We start from the raw sequence: 16,230 nt of genomic DNA, 5'->3' as shown, positions 1-16,230 counted from the left end.
TGCCGATTGGCTCGGTGTGAAGCACTGCGGTGAGGCATCGACATCCGGGACAGAACTGTCACGCGGTCGGCTTGGGCCGTCGATGCAAGAACCAACCTACACCGTGGCGGGTGCCGAACGCGAAACGACCCGCACACCGGTTTCGGCAATTCCCGGACGCAGCACCCGCCAACCGGCCGGAAGCCGGTCGCCGTCGAGGCCCGGATCGCCCGTGCCGAGCACCAGCACCGCCGGCCCCGCTCCGGAGATCGTCGCTGCCAGCCCCCGTGCCCGCAGCTGGTCGACGACCCCCATGCTCTCGGGGTATGACGCCCGCCGCGGCTCCTGGTGCAACCAGTCGCGGGTGGCCGGCAGCAGCAACTCGGGCTGCGTCGTCAGCGCGTGCACCAGCAGTGCGGCACGGCCGGCGGTCGACGCGGCGGCGGACAACGACACGGTGTCGTCGAGCGCGGCGCGGGCCTTGTCGGTCGCCAGGGTCGTCTCCGGCAGCAGAACGGCGGCCTGCACGTCGGGGTGCACCCGCGGGTGCACCGTGCGCCAGCCGGCGCCGTCGTCGTCGGCCCAGGAGACGGTGAGACCGCCATACACACTGGCCGAGGCGTTGTCCGGGTGACCCTCGATCTCGCCCGCGAGGTCGGAGATCATCGCCAGCGCGGCCGGGTTGTCGATGCGGCCGCGCACCAGCGCCAGGGCCGTCGCGAGACCGGCCACGATCGCGGCCGCGGACGACCCGAGACCGCGCGAGTGCGGGACCTCGTTGCAGCAGCGCAACTCCAGCCCGGTCGGCGGCTCGATGCCGAGCCGCTGCCACATGGCGAGCGCGGACCGCCAGATGAGGTGTCCTTCGTCGGTGGGGACCGTGTCCTCGCCGTGGCCCGCGACCCAGACCTGCAGCCCCTCGCCCGCGACGGTGGCCTGCACCGTGTCGGTGATGCCCAGGGCCAGACCGATCGAGTCGAAGCCCGGGCCGAGGTTCGCGCTGCTCGCCGGCACCTCGACCGTCACCGACGTACCGGGCGAAAACACTTCGGAATCCATCAGATCGACGACCTCGGTCACCCTTCGAGCCCCAGCGCGTGCGCCGCGGTCACGGCATCGACCGGGACCTTCGTCGGCTGCACCTGCTGGCCGTCGGCGTCCCGCAGCGCCCAGTTGGGGTCCTTCAACCCGTGGCCGGTCACCGTGCACACGATCGTCGCCCCGACGGGGATCTCGCCGCGCTCGTGCATCATCAGCAGCCCGGCGATGCTCGCAGCGGAGCCGGGCTCGACGAAGATGCCCTCCTTGCTGGAGATGATGTGGTGCGCGCGCAGGATCTGCTCGTCGGTGACGGCGTCGATCAGGCCGGACGACTCGTCACGCGCGGCGAGTGCCTGTTTCCAGGACGCCGGGTTGCCGATCCGGATCGCGGTGGCGACGGTCTCCGGCTCGTCGATCGGATGGCCTTTCACGATCGGTGCCGCACCCGCGGCCTGGAAGCCCCACATCCGCGGTGTCTTCGTCGCGTGCCCGTCGGATCCTGTTGGCAACTCAGCGGATTCGCGGTAGCCCTTCCAGTAGGCGGTGATGTTGCCGGCGTTCCCGACCGGCAGGCAGTGGATGTCGGGGGCGTCACCGAGGACGTCGATCACCTCGAAGGAAGCGGTCTTCTGCCCCTCGATGCGCTGCGGGTTGACCGAGTTGACCAGCTCGACCGGGTAGGACTCGGCCAGCTTGCGGGCCAGTGTGAGGCAGTCGTCGAAGTTGCCGTCCACCTGCAACAACTGCGCGCCGTGGGCGATCGCCTGCGCGAGCTTGCCCATCGCGATCTTGCCTTCGGGGACCAGGACGCCGCACGTCATACCGGCCTTGGTGGCGTATGCCGCGGCCGACGCCGACGTGTTGCCGGTCGACGCGCAGATGACGGCCTTCGCCCCCGACTTCGCGGCCGCCGAGATCGCTGCCGTCATACCGCGGTCCTTGAACGAACCCGTCGGGTTCAGCCCCTCGTACTTCACGTGCACGTCGGCACCGACGTGGTTGCTCAGCCACTCGGCGTGGATGAGCGGCGTGCCACCCTCACCGAGCGTGATGACCGGCGCGCCCTGCAGGGTCGGCAGCCGGTCGGCATACTCACGGATGACTCCTCGCCATTGCCTTGCCATCACAGTCCTTCCGCTCGGAGCACCGAGCTCACGTCGTGCACGTCGTCCAACTTACGAAGTCCTTCGACCGTCGCGGCGAGCGCGGCGTCGGTGGCCTGGTGTGTGACCAGCTGCAGCAACGCGAGGCCGTCCTCGGTGCGGCGCACGCCCTGGCGCATGCTCTCGATCGACACCTCGTGCTCGCCGAAGACGTTCGCGACCCGCGCGAGCACGCCCGGGCGGTCCAGCACGTCGAGCCGGATGAAGTAGCTGGTGTGGGTGCTGGCGATCGGCAGGATCGGCAGGTGGGCGTATGCCGACTCGCGTGGGCCGTGGCCGCCGTCGACGCGGTGCCGCGCCGCTTGCACCAGGTCGCCGAGCACCGCGGACGCGGTCGGCCGCGCGCCGGCACCCTGGCCGTAGAACATCAGCTCGCCGGCGAGCGCGGTGTCCAGGAAGACGGCGTTGAACGCACCGTGGACCGTGGCCAGCGGGTGCGAGCGCGGCACCAACGTCGGGTGGACCCGGGCGCTGACCCCGTCGGCGGAGCGGTCGCAGATCGCGAGCAGCTTCACGACGCAGCCGATCTTGCGGGCATCCCGGATGTCCTCGGCGGTGACGCCCATGATGCCTTCGCAGTGCACGTCGCTGGTGGCCACGCGGGTGTGGAACGCCAGGGACGCCAGGATCGCGGCCTTGGCCTGCGCGTCATACCCCTCGACGTCGGCGGTGGGATCGGCCTCGGCGTACCCCAGCTCCTGCGCCTCGGCGAGCACTTCGGACAGCGCGGCCCCGGTGCGGTCCATCTTGTCGAGGATGAAGTTGGTGGTGCCGTTGACGATCCCCATGACGCGTTGCACGTCGTCGCCGGCGAGCGACTCGCGCAGCGGACGCAGCAGGGGTATGGCGCCCGCGACCGACGCCTCGAACGACAGGTCGACGCCGCGCGCATCGGCGGCGGCATACAGCGTCGGACCGTCCGCGCCGAGCAGCGCCTTGTTGGCCGTGACCACGCCGGCGCCGTGCTCGATCGCGCGCAGCAGCAGCGACCGGGCCGGCTCCAGACCGCCCATCAGCTCGATGACCAGGTCGGCCCGCGTGACGAGGTCCTCTGCATCGGTGGTGAAAAGCTCTGTGGGAACGCCGGATTCGGGCCGCGGCTTGTCGAGGTCGCGCACCGCGACACCGACCAGCTCGAGGGGTGCACCGACCCGCGCCGCGAGGTCGTCGGCGTCCTCGGTGAGCTGCCGCGCGACCGCGCTGCCGACCACACCGCAACCGAGCAGGGCGACCTTGAGTGGCTCCGCCATGGGTTCTTCTACTCCCCTTCCAGGGACAACAGGTCGTCAATGGTCTCGCGCCGCAGCCAGGTGCGCACCCCGTCCTCGTCGACGGCGAGCACCGGCGGCCGCGGGACGTGGTTGTACTGACTGGACAGTGCCCTGCAGTAGGCGCCGGTCGCGGCGACCGCGAGCAGGTCACCGGGGCGCACGTCCTGCGGCAGCTGCTGGTTGCGCACGACGATGTCACCGGACTCGCAGTGCTTGCCGACCACACGGGACTGCGCCGTCTGCGCCGACCCGGGCCGGTTGGCCAGCGTCGCGGTGTAGTCCGCCTCGTAGAGCGCCGGGCGCGGGTTGTCGCTCATGCCCCCGTCGACCGAGATGTAGGTGCGGGTCAGCTCGTCGGTCGCCTGCACCGGCTTGACCGTGCCGACCTCGTAGAGGGTGATGCCGGCCGGCCCGACGATCGCCCGACCCGGCTCGATCGACACCCGCGGCACCGGCGTCTGCGCCTCCTCGCACGCAGCCCGCACGATGGCGGCCAGCTGGGTGGCCATGTCCTTCGGTGCCAGCGGCTCGTCCTCGGGCAGGTAGGCGATGCCGAAACCGCCGCCCAGGTCGAGCTCCGGCAGCACGACGCCGTGCTCCTGGGCGATCTGCAGCTGCATCGCGATGAGCCGCTGGGCTGCGACCCGGAACCCGTCCGAGTCGAAGATCTGCGAGCCGATGTGCGAGTGAAAACCCAGTAGCTGCAACTCGTCCGGGTGCTCCAGCACCTCGGCCGCTGCCTCGGCGGCCTGGCCGCCGGACAGACTGAAGCCGAACTTCTGGTCCTCGTGCGCGGTCGCGATGAACTCGTGGGTGTGCGCCTCGACACCGGTCTTGACGCGCAACATGACCGGCACACGCACCCCGTGACTGCGCGCCGCGGTGAGCACCCGTTCGATCTCCTCGAGGGAGTCGACGACGATGCGACCGACGCCGTAGTCGATGGCCGCATCGATCTCGGCGGCCGACTTGTTGTTGCCGTGCACGCCGACGCGTGCGCCCGGGAAACCGGCCTTCGCCGCCACCGCGAGCTCGCCGCGGGTGCACACGTCAAGGCTGAGGCCCTCGGCGTCGAGCAACTTGGCAAGCGGCGTCGCGAGGAACGCCTTACCCGCATAGAAGACGTCACACGTGGTCCCGATCGCCTCGAACGCCGCCCGGAACTCGTCGCGGAAGGACCGGGCGCGGGCCAGCAGATCGGGCACGTCGACCAGGTATGCCGGCGTGCCGTAGCTCGTGGCCAGCTCCCCCAGCGGATGACCGTGCAGGGACAGCGCACCGTCGGCCGTCTCGGTGAGGCCGCTCGGCCAAACGTCAGCCGCGAGTCGGGTGGTCGTGGAAGTCACGGACACACGATACGGGGATGCCGCGGGCGTCATACTCCCTCGTCCGGCCGGTGGGCGGACGTCCACGCCCGTCGAGGTCGCCGAGCCTGCCACGACCGCCGAGCCTTGCCACGACCGCCGAGCTTGTCGAGGTGCGCCGAGCCTGTCGAGGTGCGCCGAGCCTGTCGAGGTGCGCCAACTACGACCGCCGAGCTTGTCGAGGTGCGCCGAGCCCGTCGAGGTGCGCCGATTACGAAACGCCCGCCCACGGCTGGTACCGTTGCGTCGCGCGGTTCGCCGCACGCCCCCGTAGCTCAGGGGATAGAGCACCGCCCTCCGGAGGCGGGAGCGCAGGTTCGAATCCTGCCGGGGGCACACTGTGAGGGAAGGTCCACGAGCGTCGGCTTGTGGGCCTTCCGGCGTTTCCGTGCTTACACCCTGTAGAAGGTGCGCCATGGCGCACCTTCTACAGGGTGTAAGTCGCGCCGTCGGGCCGTGGTGCCTCATGTCAAGGTGCCCGCGAAAGCTTTTCCGTGCCTCATGGAAGGAATGCCCGCGAAATCCTGTCTGGTGGTCAGGATGCTTTGACTCGCACACCTTTGCGCACGTCGGGTAGCTCGGAGGGGATGCTGGCCAGGTAGAGCTGCTCAGTTTTCTCCTTGGCCAGCTTGAGCAGTACGGCTTGCAGATCGGCGATCTGTCGGCCGAGCTCGGCGGGGTTGAGCGAGTCTCGGTACGCGATCAGTTCAGTAACCTGTTGCGGTGCAAGGACGTTCGCGGCAAGCAGCCGGTCCAACGGGGTTTGCGGTTTGTCGTAGATACGGGTTCGTCGTCCATTGCGGTCGGTGCCGAACCCCGTCGGCTTCTTGGTCGGAGTCAGATAGTTCATCCGGTTGTTGACCAGCCGCCACAGCCGGTTGAGGACCGCGCGCTCCTCGGGGGTGTCATAGCGGTAGTAGAACCCGTACTTGCGGACCAGGTGGTTGTTCTTGGACTCGATAGTGGCTTGGTCGTTCTTCTTGTAGGGCCGGGACCGGGTGAAGTAGATCTGCCGCTGCCCGGCCCAGGCGATCACCGCCTTGTTGAGGAACTCGGTGCCGTTATCGAAGTCGAGCCCGACTACCTCGAACGGGATCTCCTCGACGCCGGCCTTCAGTGCGGACAGGATGTGCACGTGGGCGTTGTTGCGCACGCTGCGGGTGAACACCCACCCGGTGTGCACGTCGGTCAGGTTCACCGTTCGAGCGAACTCGCCCTTCAAGGTAGGGCCACAGTGCGCGACGGTGTCACCTTCGAAGAACCCGGGCTCGGCCTCGACCTCATCTCCGGCCCGGCGGATCTTGATCGAGGACCGCAGCAACGGCGACGCCTTGGTGGTTGAGCGTCCCCGCACCTGGTCCTTGGCCCTGACTGGTGCCAGGTACCGGTCGATCGATGCGGCCGACATGTCCAGCAGCTCCTGGCGCACACCGTTGCTGTATCGGTCACGGCCGAAGACCAGCTCGCCATGGTGTTCCAGCCCATCCAACTGCACCTGCATCGACGCCGCGAGGTACTTGCCGCACTGGCCGCCGGTGGCCGCCCACACCCGTTGCAGCACGACCCGGGCGTCGTAGGAGAACTTGTCCGCCCGCGGTTTCCGCGGCCGCCTGGCGACCTGCCGGCCAGCACCCGGGGGCCGTTTCGCGGCCGCGGTCAACCGACGGCGGGCATTGTCACGCGACCAGCCGGTCACCTCCACAACTTGGTCCAGCACCCGCCCCTTGTCCTTCTTCGATGCCTTCGCATACGCCTTGGCATACCTGGTGGTGATCTCCGCACGAGACGTCATCGACAACCCACTTTCCATGCCCCACCACGCTCACCGTTTCGCGGGCATTCCTACGTGAGGCACGGTCAGCGTTTCGCGGGCAGTTTTCGTGAGTCTCGTCGCGGGCTATCTCCGACCACCGAAACGGCGATATAGTGGCCACTCGCCTACTCCACACACCCCGAGGGAGTGGGCGAAGACGTTTTCGCCGCCGGGTATCAACGGGCGCCCACCAGGCCTCCTGATATCCAACAGCAGTCTCCGGCGGGGGGCCTGTCAAAGCAGGTGGTGGCATTGACCGCACAGTTCCGGGTGGAGAGACCGGATGCGGAACAGGTCGAGTCCTTCGATCTGCGACTTCTCGGTGCCTTCGATCTGCGCGCGAGCGGCCAAATGGTGCCTCTCCCCCTCAACGCCCGGCGTGTTCTGGCCCTGCTGGCCGTGCGCGGACGCCCGCAGATGCGCAGCAGCGTGGCCTACACCCTGTGGATGGACACCACCCAGCCACGCGCCATGGCCAACCTGCGCAGCACGCTGTGGAAGATCGGTCCGCAACGCGATCGGCTGCTGGCGATCTGCGACGAGAGCCTCTGGCTGGCACCCGACGTGCGCGTCGACCTCATCCGCGTCGTCGACAGCGCCAAACGACTGATCAGCCGGGCGCCGGACGCTGAGGTCGACGCGGCCGACGTCGACGAGCTGGCCGCGGAGCTGTTGCCCGACTGGGACGACGAGTGGCTGCGTGACGAGCGGGAACGGTTGCGGCAGCTGCGGGTCCACGCCCTGGAGGCGCTGTGCACCCGGCTGGGCAGCGGTGGCCGCGGCGCCGAGGCGGTGTGCGCCGGCCAAGCGGCCGTCGCCGCCGAACCGTTGCGCGAGAGCGCCCAGCACCTGCTCATCACCGCGCACCTCGCGGAGGGCAACGTCTACGAAGCCCGCCGCCAGTACGAGATCTACCGCCAGTTGCTCTGGGACAACCTGCAGCTGCGCCCCTCGCCGCACCTGTCCGAGCTGGTGTCCTCCGCGAACCACGGCTGACCGCACCCCGCACCGTCCCCTCGTCGATCGGTGACGCCTCGGTGACGCCGGGGTGACGCCCCGGTCACGCCAAGCCGCACACCCCGCCCACGCCGGTATGACGGCACGGCGCCGCCCCGGCATACAGCCTGTCGCACACGCACCGGACGACCGGGCACACAACGCACTCACGATCCGGCCACGACCGCCCGGGAACAGTTCTCCCCAACCCACGAGGGAGACGAGACCCGGTGATTACCTCGATCCGCGCGACCAGCCGGTCGCTGGCCGACCACCTGCAGTCGCAGTTCGAGTCGGACCCCGACCTGGCCAGCCAGTTCCACGCGCCCGGGACCATGCACGTCTACCTGAATTCGCCTGCGGAGATGACCGGTTCGCGGACCGGGCTGTCGGTGTGGCTGTACCGCGTGGTGCGCGACGACGTCACCCTGAACCGCCCGCCACGCAGGGTCAGCACCGACCTGCTCCAGCCGCCGCCGCTGCCGTTGCGGCTGCACTACCTGTTGTCCCCGATGGCGGGCGCGGGCCAGAACGACTCACCGGAGACCGAGCAGGTGATCCTGGGCAAGGCGCTGCAGGTCTTCAACGACCACCCCACCCTGAGCGGCGTCGACCTCACCGACGACTTCGCCGGCACCGACACCACCATCACCACCCGGCTCGAGTCGCTCACCATCGACCAGCTCGCCCGTGTCTGGGACGCGCTCAGCACCTCCTATCGCACGTCGGTGTCGGTCGAGGTCACCGTCGTCGAACTGTCGGTCGACGTCACGCTCCGGTCCGGTCCCCCGGTCCGGGTGCCGGTGCTCAACCCCGGCGTCGAGGTCGGGGACCCCGCATGAGCACCAGTGCCGGGCTGACGACGATCCTCGACGGGTCCCGCGCGCACGTCGTGGACCTGCTCGGCCCACGACCGGCGGGCCGAGTGCGGCAGGGCATCGTGCTGCTGCAGGCGTTCGACGAGCTCACCGGTCACCCGGTGCGCGGTCGGCTCACCGTCACCACCGACGCCTACGGCCTCACCGGAGGCACCGCCGCGGACGGGGTCGGCGGCCTGGTCGGCACGCCGTCGCGCGCGTTCCCGGACCTGGCCGGCAGCGCGCGCACCCTGGACGTGCGGGTCGACGTGCCCGGCTACCTGCCGTGGACCGGCACCGTCACGCTGCCCGCCCAGCCGGGCTTCCCGGACACCTTCAACGGTGTCGCGCTCGGCCGCATCAACCTGCACCGGGTCCCCGTCACCCTCGAGGTGCACACGTTCAAGCTCGACGCGCAGGGCGGCACCGTGGCCGTCGGCGGAGCCGACGTCAACATCACCGGTGTATGGCGCACCACCGCCGACCTGACCCAACCGGCGGCACCACCGCAGCTGCTCGCGATGCCGCTCGGCGCGACCCAGGCGTGGCCGCTGGGCACCGGCATCGACAGCGTCAGCCTGGTCCCGGTCGCCGAACCGCCCCGGTTGCTGGCGGCGTCGACGGCGCCGGGTGACCGGACCATCTCGGTCAGCCGCGCGGGCGCGCTGGCCCCCGGCGACCTGGTGGGCCTGGACCTGGCGGACCCCGACCGCCGCGGCTATCTGACCGTCCAGTCACTCTCGGCCACCGGCGACCAGGACTCGCCGGTGCAGCTGACGCTGGCCGGGCCGGTACGCATCGCGCATGCCGCCGGGGTCGGCGTCCGACGGGTCACCGCACCTGCCCCGGCCCCCGCCGACACCACCACGACCGACCCAGTGTCCGTTGGCGACCCGACCGTGTTCGTCGGCACGACCGCACCGTTCGCGAGTGTCGAGCTGGTCCGCGCGGCCGGCGCCGGCATCACCGACGAATACCTGGACAGCCACCTGTACCGGGCGACCTCCACCGCCGACGGGACGGCCCGGTTGCCGCCGATCAGCCGGGTCGCCGCCGTCGAGATCTCCGCCGGTCACGGCGGATTGACCGCAACCGTCCGGGTGACCCCGGACTACCAGACCCCTGTCAACACCGTGGGACTCACGCTGCGTTGACGCCCGCACCACTCCAGCAACGACGGAGGATCCGATGCCCGAATATCTCGCCCCCGGGGTGTATGTCGAGGAGATCGACACCGGCTCGAAGCCCATCGAAGGCGTCAGCACCAGCACCTGCGGCGTGGTCGGCGTCGCCGAACGCGGCCCGACCGACGTGCCGATCCTGATCACCAGTGTCGGGGACTTCACCCGCACCTTCGGCGGTCTGTTGCGCGCCGACGGGTATGGCGAGCACCGCTTCCTGCCGCACGCGGTCGCGGGCTTCTTCACCAACGGCGGTAAGCGGGTCTACGTGACCCGGGTGCTCGACGCGGCGGCCTCCCGGGCGGCCACGTCGCTGTTCTACCCCGGCACCACGGCACCGGTTGCGTCGGTGCTGATCCGCCCGGCCGGCGAGGGCACCGGGACGTCGGCGAACCTGCCCGAGCTGTTCGCACTACCCGGCTCGGGACTGGCGACCGGTGATTGGGTGCGGGTCGGCGACGGCAGCGACGCCGAGTACCGGCAGGTCGCCGCAGCCCCGACACCGAACACGGTGATGGTGCCGTTGGCGTTGTCGCTGAACCGATCGCACCCCGCCGGCGAGCCGGCCGAGGAGTACGTCCGTGTGGTCGACCTCGCATTCACCCTGCCGACCGACGTCGATGCCGGCTCCGAACTGCTCAGCCTCCAGGGGGCGCACGCCGATGTCGCCGCTCTGAGTGCCGGTGACGTCCTCGAGTTCGGCGCACCGGCCACCGCCGAGTACCGGACGGTGCGCGAGACCACCGCGGTCACGGTCGTCAGCGCCACCGACTCCACCGCTCTGGTGCGCCTGGACTCCGGTTCGGCGCTGCCCCACCCCAGCACCGACGCGGTGTCCCGTCTCGATCTCAGCGCCGGAGCGGTGACCACCGCGACGGTCGACCTGGCCACCTCCGGCAGCGCGACGGTGTTCGTCGACGACACCCAGGGTGCGTTCACCGACCGAACCCACCTGGTGCGGGTCGGAGCGCCGGCGAGCGCGGAGATCGCCCGGATCGGCGAGTTGGACGAGTTGCAGGTGACGCCCGCCACCGGCGGCTATGTCGCCGGCACCCTCGTGGAGGCGGTGCAACCGTCGGCGGACCGCACCCTCTCCGCCAATGTCGCAGCCGGCGACACCTCGCTCACGCTGCAGACCGGCGAGACTGCCGGGCTCGTCGTCGGCCAGCGCGTCGTGCTCGATCCGGCGGGTTCCCCCGAAACACTCACGATCGCCGCGGTCGACGCCACGACCGAGACTCTCACCGTCACACCGCCGGCGGCGGCCGCGCACAGCGCACCTGCGGCGGTGCTGCCCCGGGCCGCGGTCACCACCGCGACCGTTGCCGCGGGCGGCGCCGTCCTCGCAGTGGACGACCGGATGGGCGTCGGCGAGGGGGACGTCCTGCGGGTCGGCGCGGGCGCCAACACGCAGACGGTCACCGTGCTCGCGCTGCCCGCCCTCACCGGCGTGGCGCCGGACCCCGGGACCGTCGTGGTCACGCCACCGCTGGCCCAGGCGTCGCCGACCGGAACGCCGGTCAGCCAACTCGGCGCGGTGAGCCCGGTCGTCGGCCGCCAGGCGTGCGCACTGGCGCTCTCCGCGGCCGCCGGCGACGGCGGGTTGCTGCTCAGCGACGGCAACGGCTTCGTCCAGCACGACCTGCTGCGCCTGACCACCGCCGGGGACGTCTTCTACGTCACCGTGACCAGCCCCACCGCGACGCCGGTCACGCCCGCGAAGGTGCCACTCCAGACGGCGCTGGCCCGGTCGCACCCGGCCGGTTCGGTGCTGGTCGAACGGACACCGCTGATCGACATACAGGCCCTGGACGCCGGCAGCTGGGGCAACCGGCTGCGGGTCAGCGTGCAGGACGAGACACCCGGGCTGGTCACCTCGACGCTGGCCACCATGGTCAACGCGACCACCATCCGGCTGGCGTCGGCGTCCGGTGTCGAGGCCGGGACCGTGCTGGAGCTCACCGACCCGGCCACCGGCGCGGTGCTCGGTGACCCGGTCAAGGTCAGCAACATCAACCGGTCGGCGCAGAACACCATCACCCTCGCCGGCACCGGGCTGAGCGCCGCCCAGCAGGTGATCGGCGCCGGGGTGCGGTCGCGCGAGTTCAGCATCACCGTGCGGCTACTGCGCCAACCCGACCCGAACGTCCCGTCCCGCGACAGCCAGGTCATCGACCAGGAGACCTACCGCAACCTGTCCCTGGACCCGCGGCACAGCAACTACGTGGAGAAGGCGATCGGGTCGATCACCGGCCCGCTGCGCAAGTCCGATCACCGTCCCGAGGGCGCCTCGCTGTACGTGCGGGTCGCCGACCTGGCCACCACCGACGCGGTGCGCCAGTCGGTGCGGCTCGGCCCGGAGACCCTGGTGGACGTGCTGCCGGACGGCCGCCGCATGCCGGCGCTGCTGCGCCTGGAGACCACCCTCGGTGACGACTCGATCGGCACGATCAGCGACGACACCTACATCGGCTCCGACAGCACCGACCCCGAGCAGCGCACCGGGCTGCAGAGCCTGCAGAACGTCGAGGAGATCAGCCTGGTCGCCGTACCAGGCCGGGTCAGCGCCCGGTTGCAGCAGGCGGTGATCGACCACTGCGAGCTGCTGCGCTACCGGTTCGCGGTGCTGGACACCACCCCGGAGCCGAACGACACGATCAGCGACGCACAGAGCCAGCGCGGGCAGTTCGACACCGAGTACGCCGCGCTCTACTACCCGTGGCTGTCCATCCCCGACCCGTTCCCGACGAACCTGGCGGACATCCACGACTACGCGATCCCGCCGGCCGGTCACGTGCTGGGCGTCTACGCCCGCACCGACATCGACCGCGGCGTGCACAAGGCACCCGCGAACGAGGTCGTCAACGGCATCACCGGGCTGCGGCGCAAGCTGAACAAGTCCGAGCAGGACATCCTCAACCCGTATCCGGTGAACGTGAACGTCATACGCGACTTCCGCGACGACAACCGCGGCATCCGGGTGTATGGCGCCCGGGTGATCACCTCCGACCCGGACTGGAAGTACGTCAACGTCCGCCGGCTGATGATCTTCATCGAGGCGTCGCTGGACCGCGGCCTGCAGTGGGTCGTCTTCGAGCCCAACGCCGACCCGCTGTGGGCCCGGGTGCGCCGGGTGATCGCCAACTTCCTGACCACCGTCTGGCGCGGCGGCGCACTCGAGGGCACCAAACCCGAGGAGGCGTTCTTCGTCAAGTGCGACCGCACCACGATGACCCAGACCGACATCGACAACGGCCGGCTGATCGTCGTCATCGGCGTCGCACCGGTCAAACCCGCCGAGTTCGTGATCGTGCGCATCGGCCTGTGGACCGCGCACGCCGACAACTGACCAGCTGATCGAGGAGAACGCTTATGAGCACCCAACCCCGCGTCGATCCGTTCCGGGACTTCAACTTCCGGCTGGAGATCGACAACCTGCCGGTCGCCGCGTTCAGCGAGGTCAGCGGCCTCTCCAGCGACGGCGACACGGTCGACTACCGCACCGGTGTCGACATACCGCTGACCGCCCGCAAGCTGCCCGGGCTGCGCAAGTTCGGCCCGGTGACCCTCAAACGGGGCATGGTGAACGACAGCTCGCTGTGGGACTGGTACCGCAACATCGCCACCGGGTCGGCCGACCGGCGCAACGGAAGCGTCATCCTGATGGACGAGGCGCGCAACGACGTGCTGCGGTGGAACCTCGAGGCCGCCTGGCCGAACAAGATCGAGGGCCCCACGCTCAACGCGACCGGCACCGAAGTCGCTTTCGAGTCAGTCGAATTGATCGTCGAGGACATCACCCTCGAGGTTGCCTGACGATGACCACCGCGCTGCGCTCCAGCACTCCCGGCGTCTACTACCAGGCCGTCGACGCCGGTGGTCCCGCCGTGACGCCGTTGCGCACGGACATCACCGGTTTCGCCGGTCTGGCCGAGCGCGGACCGATCGACCTGCCGGTGCCGATCACGTCGTGGCGCCAGTTCGTGTCGTGGTTCGGTGACGTCATACCCGCCGGGTTCCTCGCGTATGCCGTCCGCGGCTTCTTCGACAACGGCGGCGTGCGCGCGTGGGTGGTGCGGGTCGCGTCGCAGGACCCGGTCGCGGGTGCAGCATCCGCAACGGCCGACTTCGGCAACGGGACCACTCCGGTATGGCGCGTCGCGGCGTCGACGCCGGGTGCGTGGGGCAACCGGCTGACTCTGAACCTGCGTGAGATCAACAGGATCCAGCTGACCACCACCGGCACCGACCCACAGGGCAGGTGGAGCCGGGTGCCGGGTGTCAGCGGGCTCGCCGTGCACGACGAGGTGCGGCTCACCCAGCCGGGCACACCACCGGTGTGGCGGGTCGTGGCCGCGGTCGACCCGGTGAACTCGCAGGTCTGGTGGGTGCCGCCGGACGGCCCGAGGCGTGGATACGACCTGCCGATCAGCGGCCTGGACCGCACGGCTCCGATGGTGTTGGAAAGCATCGAATACCGCGCTGTCGTCAGCGAATCCGGCCGACCGGTCGGTCTGTACGACCGGCTGTCCCTGGTCCCGGAGAACACCGGCTACGGGCCGCTGGTGCTCGGCGCGGTCCGTCCGCCGGTCGATCCGGTCACCCGGTCGGCGGCCTGGCAGCCGCCGGCCCCGATCATGATCGAGGAGCTGCGGACCGACGTCACGGACCTGCGCGGTCTCGACCTGGACCCGACGGCCGAAATCCCTCTCACTGCTGGGCGTTCGGGCCTGTCGACGCTGTCGGTCGACGACTTCGTCGGGCAACCCGTGGCACCCGACGACGGACCGGTAGCGGTCGCGCTGAAACGACGTGGGTTGCGGGCGTTGGAGGACGTGGCCGAGGTCGCCCTCGTTGCTGCGCCCGATGCGCTGGTGCGGCCCGAGCCACCGCGGCCGGCCCCGCCGCCACCGTGCGTCCCGGACCCGTGTCTGGACCGGGCCGACCTGCTCACCACCTACCCGGCGCCCGACGTCGACGCACCGCCGCTGTTCACCGACGAGCAGGTGTATGCCGTCCAGGCCGCGACCGTGGAGCAGTGCGAGCGGTTGCGGTACCGCTTCGCGTTGCTCGACCCGCCGTACCCAGCGGCCACCGACCGGGCCGACGGCCTGCGCGGCGTGCTGGACTGGCGGGCCCGCTTCGACACCGGGTTCGCCGCACTCGCCCACCCGTGGTTGAGCGTGTTGGACCCGCTCGATCCCACCGGCGCGACGACCCGGCTGATCCCGCCGAGCGGCCACCTCGCCGGGGTCTACGCGGCCGGTGATCTGGAGACCGGTGTGCATCGTGCACCCGCGAACCGGCTACTGCAGTGGGCGCTCTCGGCCAGCCTGGAGATCGACGACACCCGGCACGGCGTCCTGAACGACGCCGGTGTCGACGTGATCCGCACGGTCCCCGGTCGGGGGCTGCGCGCGATGGGCGCACGGACGGTCAGCAGCGACCCGGACTGGCAGTACGTCAACGTCCGCCGGATGATGTCGATGGTCGAGAAGGCACTCGACATCGCTTTGCAATGGGTCGTTTTCGAGCCCAACGACGTGCTCACCCGCGCGCGCGTGACGCTGTCGGTGACCAACTTCCTGCTCAGCCTGCACGAGCGCGGCATGTTCGCCGGGTCGACCCCCGACGAGTCGTTCTACGTGTCGTGCGACGACACCAACAACCCGGCTCGCGAGCGCGACCTGGGCCACCTGCTCGTCGAGATCGGCATCGCCCCCGCGGTGCCGTTCGAGTTCGTGGTGGTCCGGGTCGGACGTGTCCAGGACTCGTTGCGGGTGAAGGAGGGTGCGGCGCCATGACTCTGCTCAATCCCCTCGCCTCCGCCACCGGGATCCGGCTGGATCCGCCGCTGAACCACAACTTCGTGGTCACCATGGCCAACACCAGCAGTGTGGGTTCGGCGATCTCGTCGGCTGCGCTCAGCGTCCTCGGCGATGTGCTCTTCGGCGGGTTCAGCGAGGTCAGCGGACTGGACGTGACCCAGGTGGACGAGAAGCGTCACGAGGGCGGCCGCAACGGCACCGAGCTGCGTTTCCCCACCCGGATCACCTGGACCAACCTCACCCTCACCCGCGGGGTGTCCCGGATCAGCCAGAGCGGCTGGGACTGGCTCACCGGCTTCGCCGACGGGAAGGTCAAGCGGATGGACGGGCTGATCATGCTGCTGGACGCCCACCACCTGCCCCACAACGTGTGGACGTTCAAGCGGGCCTTCCCGGTCAAGTTCACCGGTCCGACGATGAACGCGCTCGGCAAGGAGGTCGCGGTCGAGAAGCTCGAGCTGGCGCACGAGGGGTTGTGGCAGCTGTCGGTCCTCAAAGAGGGCGCCTCGTTACTGGGGGTGAATGTGTGATGCCCGGTGAGATCCACATCGACGAACTGCACACCACGTACGACTCGGTGTCGGCAGAGGCGCTGCTGACCCCCGACGTGCTGGCCAGGATCGTCGCGGCGATCCGCGAATGCGAGCGTGCCGACCACGTCGGTCGCGAGGCTCTGCAGGCCGACCTGGACACGCGCTCGGTCGTCGAACAGCAACGCGCAGGACGGCGGTGACTCG

13 protein-coding genes and 1 tRNA gene are annotated in these 16,230 nt (G+C 70.1%); 9 read left to right on the top strand and 5 right to left on the bottom strand.

Features of this window, described 5'->3' with window-relative positions; all coding sequences use genetic code 11:
• Positions 1–96: 96 nt before the first annotated feature.
• From thrB to lysA, 4 genes are read right to left on the bottom strand one after another with little or no spacing between them, the layout of a single operon-like run.
• Positions 97–1,026 (bottom strand): homoserine kinase, encoded by a 930-nt coding sequence (gene thrB, locus FHU39_RS01140; protein ID WP_343065683.1) that lies wholly within the window; start codon positions 1,024–1,026, stop codon positions 97–99.
• A 29-nt stretch (positions 1,027–1,055) separates the two neighbouring features.
• Complete coding sequence (thrC, locus tag FHU39_RS01135; RefSeq protein ID WP_183318197.1) at positions 1,056–2,144, bottom strand: threonine synthase; 1,089 nt, start codon at positions 2,142–2,144, stop codon at positions 1,056–1,058.
• Positions 2,144–3,433, bottom strand: a complete 1,290-nt coding sequence (locus FHU39_RS01130) for a homoserine dehydrogenase (protein ID WP_183318195.1) — start codon at positions 3,431–3,433, stop codon at positions 2,144–2,146. The genes thrC and FHU39_RS01130 overlap by 1 nt, the downstream gene beginning before the upstream one ends.
• Before the next feature lie 8 nt (positions 3,434–3,441).
• Positions 3,442–4,806 carry a diaminopimelate decarboxylase gene (gene lysA, locus FHU39_RS01125; RefSeq protein ID WP_425484747.1) on the bottom strand — a complete coding sequence of 455 codons (1,365 nt, stop codon included), beginning with the start codon at positions 4,804–4,806 and terminating at the stop codon, positions 3,442–3,444.
• Between the two features lie 276 nt (positions 4,807–5,082).
• Between lysA and FHU39_RS01120 the strand changes: the two genes are divergently transcribed.
• Positions 5,083–5,154, top strand: a tRNA-Arg gene (locus FHU39_RS01120).
• Positions 5,155–5,353: 199 nt separating this feature from the next.
• Here FHU39_RS01120 and FHU39_RS23925 read toward each other — a convergent pair.
• Complete coding sequence (locus FHU39_RS23925) at positions 5,354–6,610, bottom strand: integrase catalytic domain-containing protein (protein ID WP_183318191.1); 1,257 nt, start codon at positions 6,608–6,610, stop codon at positions 5,354–5,356.
• 273 nt (positions 6,611–6,883) lie between these two features.
• Between FHU39_RS23925 and FHU39_RS01110 the strand changes: the two genes are divergently transcribed.
• From FHU39_RS01110 to FHU39_RS01075, 8 genes are all read left to right on the top strand, one after another.
• A complete protein-coding gene (locus tag FHU39_RS01110; protein ID WP_183318189.1) occupies positions 6,884–7,627 on the top strand; it encodes an AfsR/SARP family transcriptional regulator in 744 nt (247 codons plus the stop codon).
• A 230-nt stretch (positions 7,628–7,857) separates the two neighbouring features.
• Positions 7,858–8,469: a Pvc16 family protein gene (locus tag FHU39_RS01105; RefSeq protein ID WP_183318187.1), complete on the top strand. Its 612-nt coding sequence runs from the start codon at positions 7,858–7,860 to the stop codon at positions 8,467–8,469.
• Positions 8,466–9,638 carry a hypothetical protein gene (locus tag FHU39_RS01100; protein WP_183318185.1) on the top strand — a complete coding sequence of 391 codons (1,173 nt, stop codon included), beginning with the start codon at positions 8,466–8,468 and terminating at the stop codon, positions 9,636–9,638. The genes FHU39_RS01105 and FHU39_RS01100 overlap by 4 nt, the downstream gene beginning before the upstream one ends.
• A gap of 34 nt (positions 9,639–9,672) precedes the next feature.
• Positions 9,673–13,014, top strand: coding sequence for a phage tail sheath C-terminal domain-containing protein (locus FHU39_RS01095; RefSeq protein WP_183318183.1), 3,342 nt, complete (start codon positions 9,673–9,675; stop codon positions 13,012–13,014).
• Between the two features lie 23 nt (positions 13,015–13,037).
• Positions 13,038–13,481: a phage tail protein gene (locus tag FHU39_RS01090; protein WP_183318181.1), complete on the top strand. Its 444-nt coding sequence runs from the start codon at positions 13,038–13,040 to the stop codon at positions 13,479–13,481.
• Between the two features lie 2 nt (positions 13,482–13,483).
• Positions 13,484–15,469 carry a phage tail sheath family protein gene (locus tag FHU39_RS01085; RefSeq protein WP_183318179.1) on the top strand — a complete coding sequence of 662 codons (1,986 nt, stop codon included), beginning with the start codon at positions 13,484–13,486 and terminating at the stop codon, positions 15,467–15,469.
• Positions 15,466–16,023 (top strand): phage tail protein, encoded by a 558-nt coding sequence (locus FHU39_RS01080; protein ID WP_183318177.1) that lies wholly within the window; start codon positions 15,466–15,468, stop codon positions 16,021–16,023. The genes FHU39_RS01085 and FHU39_RS01080 overlap by 4 nt, the downstream gene beginning before the upstream one ends.
• Complete coding sequence (locus FHU39_RS01075; protein WP_183318174.1) at positions 16,023–16,226, top strand: hypothetical protein; 204 nt, start codon at positions 16,023–16,025, stop codon at positions 16,224–16,226. The genes FHU39_RS01080 and FHU39_RS01075 overlap by 1 nt, the downstream gene beginning before the upstream one ends.
• The last annotated feature ends 4 nt before the right edge of the window (positions 16,227–16,230 follow it).

The sequence above is a fragment of the Flexivirga oryzae genome, assembly GCF_014190805.1.
Lineage (GTDB): Bacteria > Actinomycetota > Actinomycetes > Actinomycetales > Dermatophilaceae > Flexivirga > Flexivirga oryzae.
The sequence above is the reverse complement of the archived record's forward strand: the minus strand, read 5'-3'. Positions and strand labels throughout refer to the sequence as shown.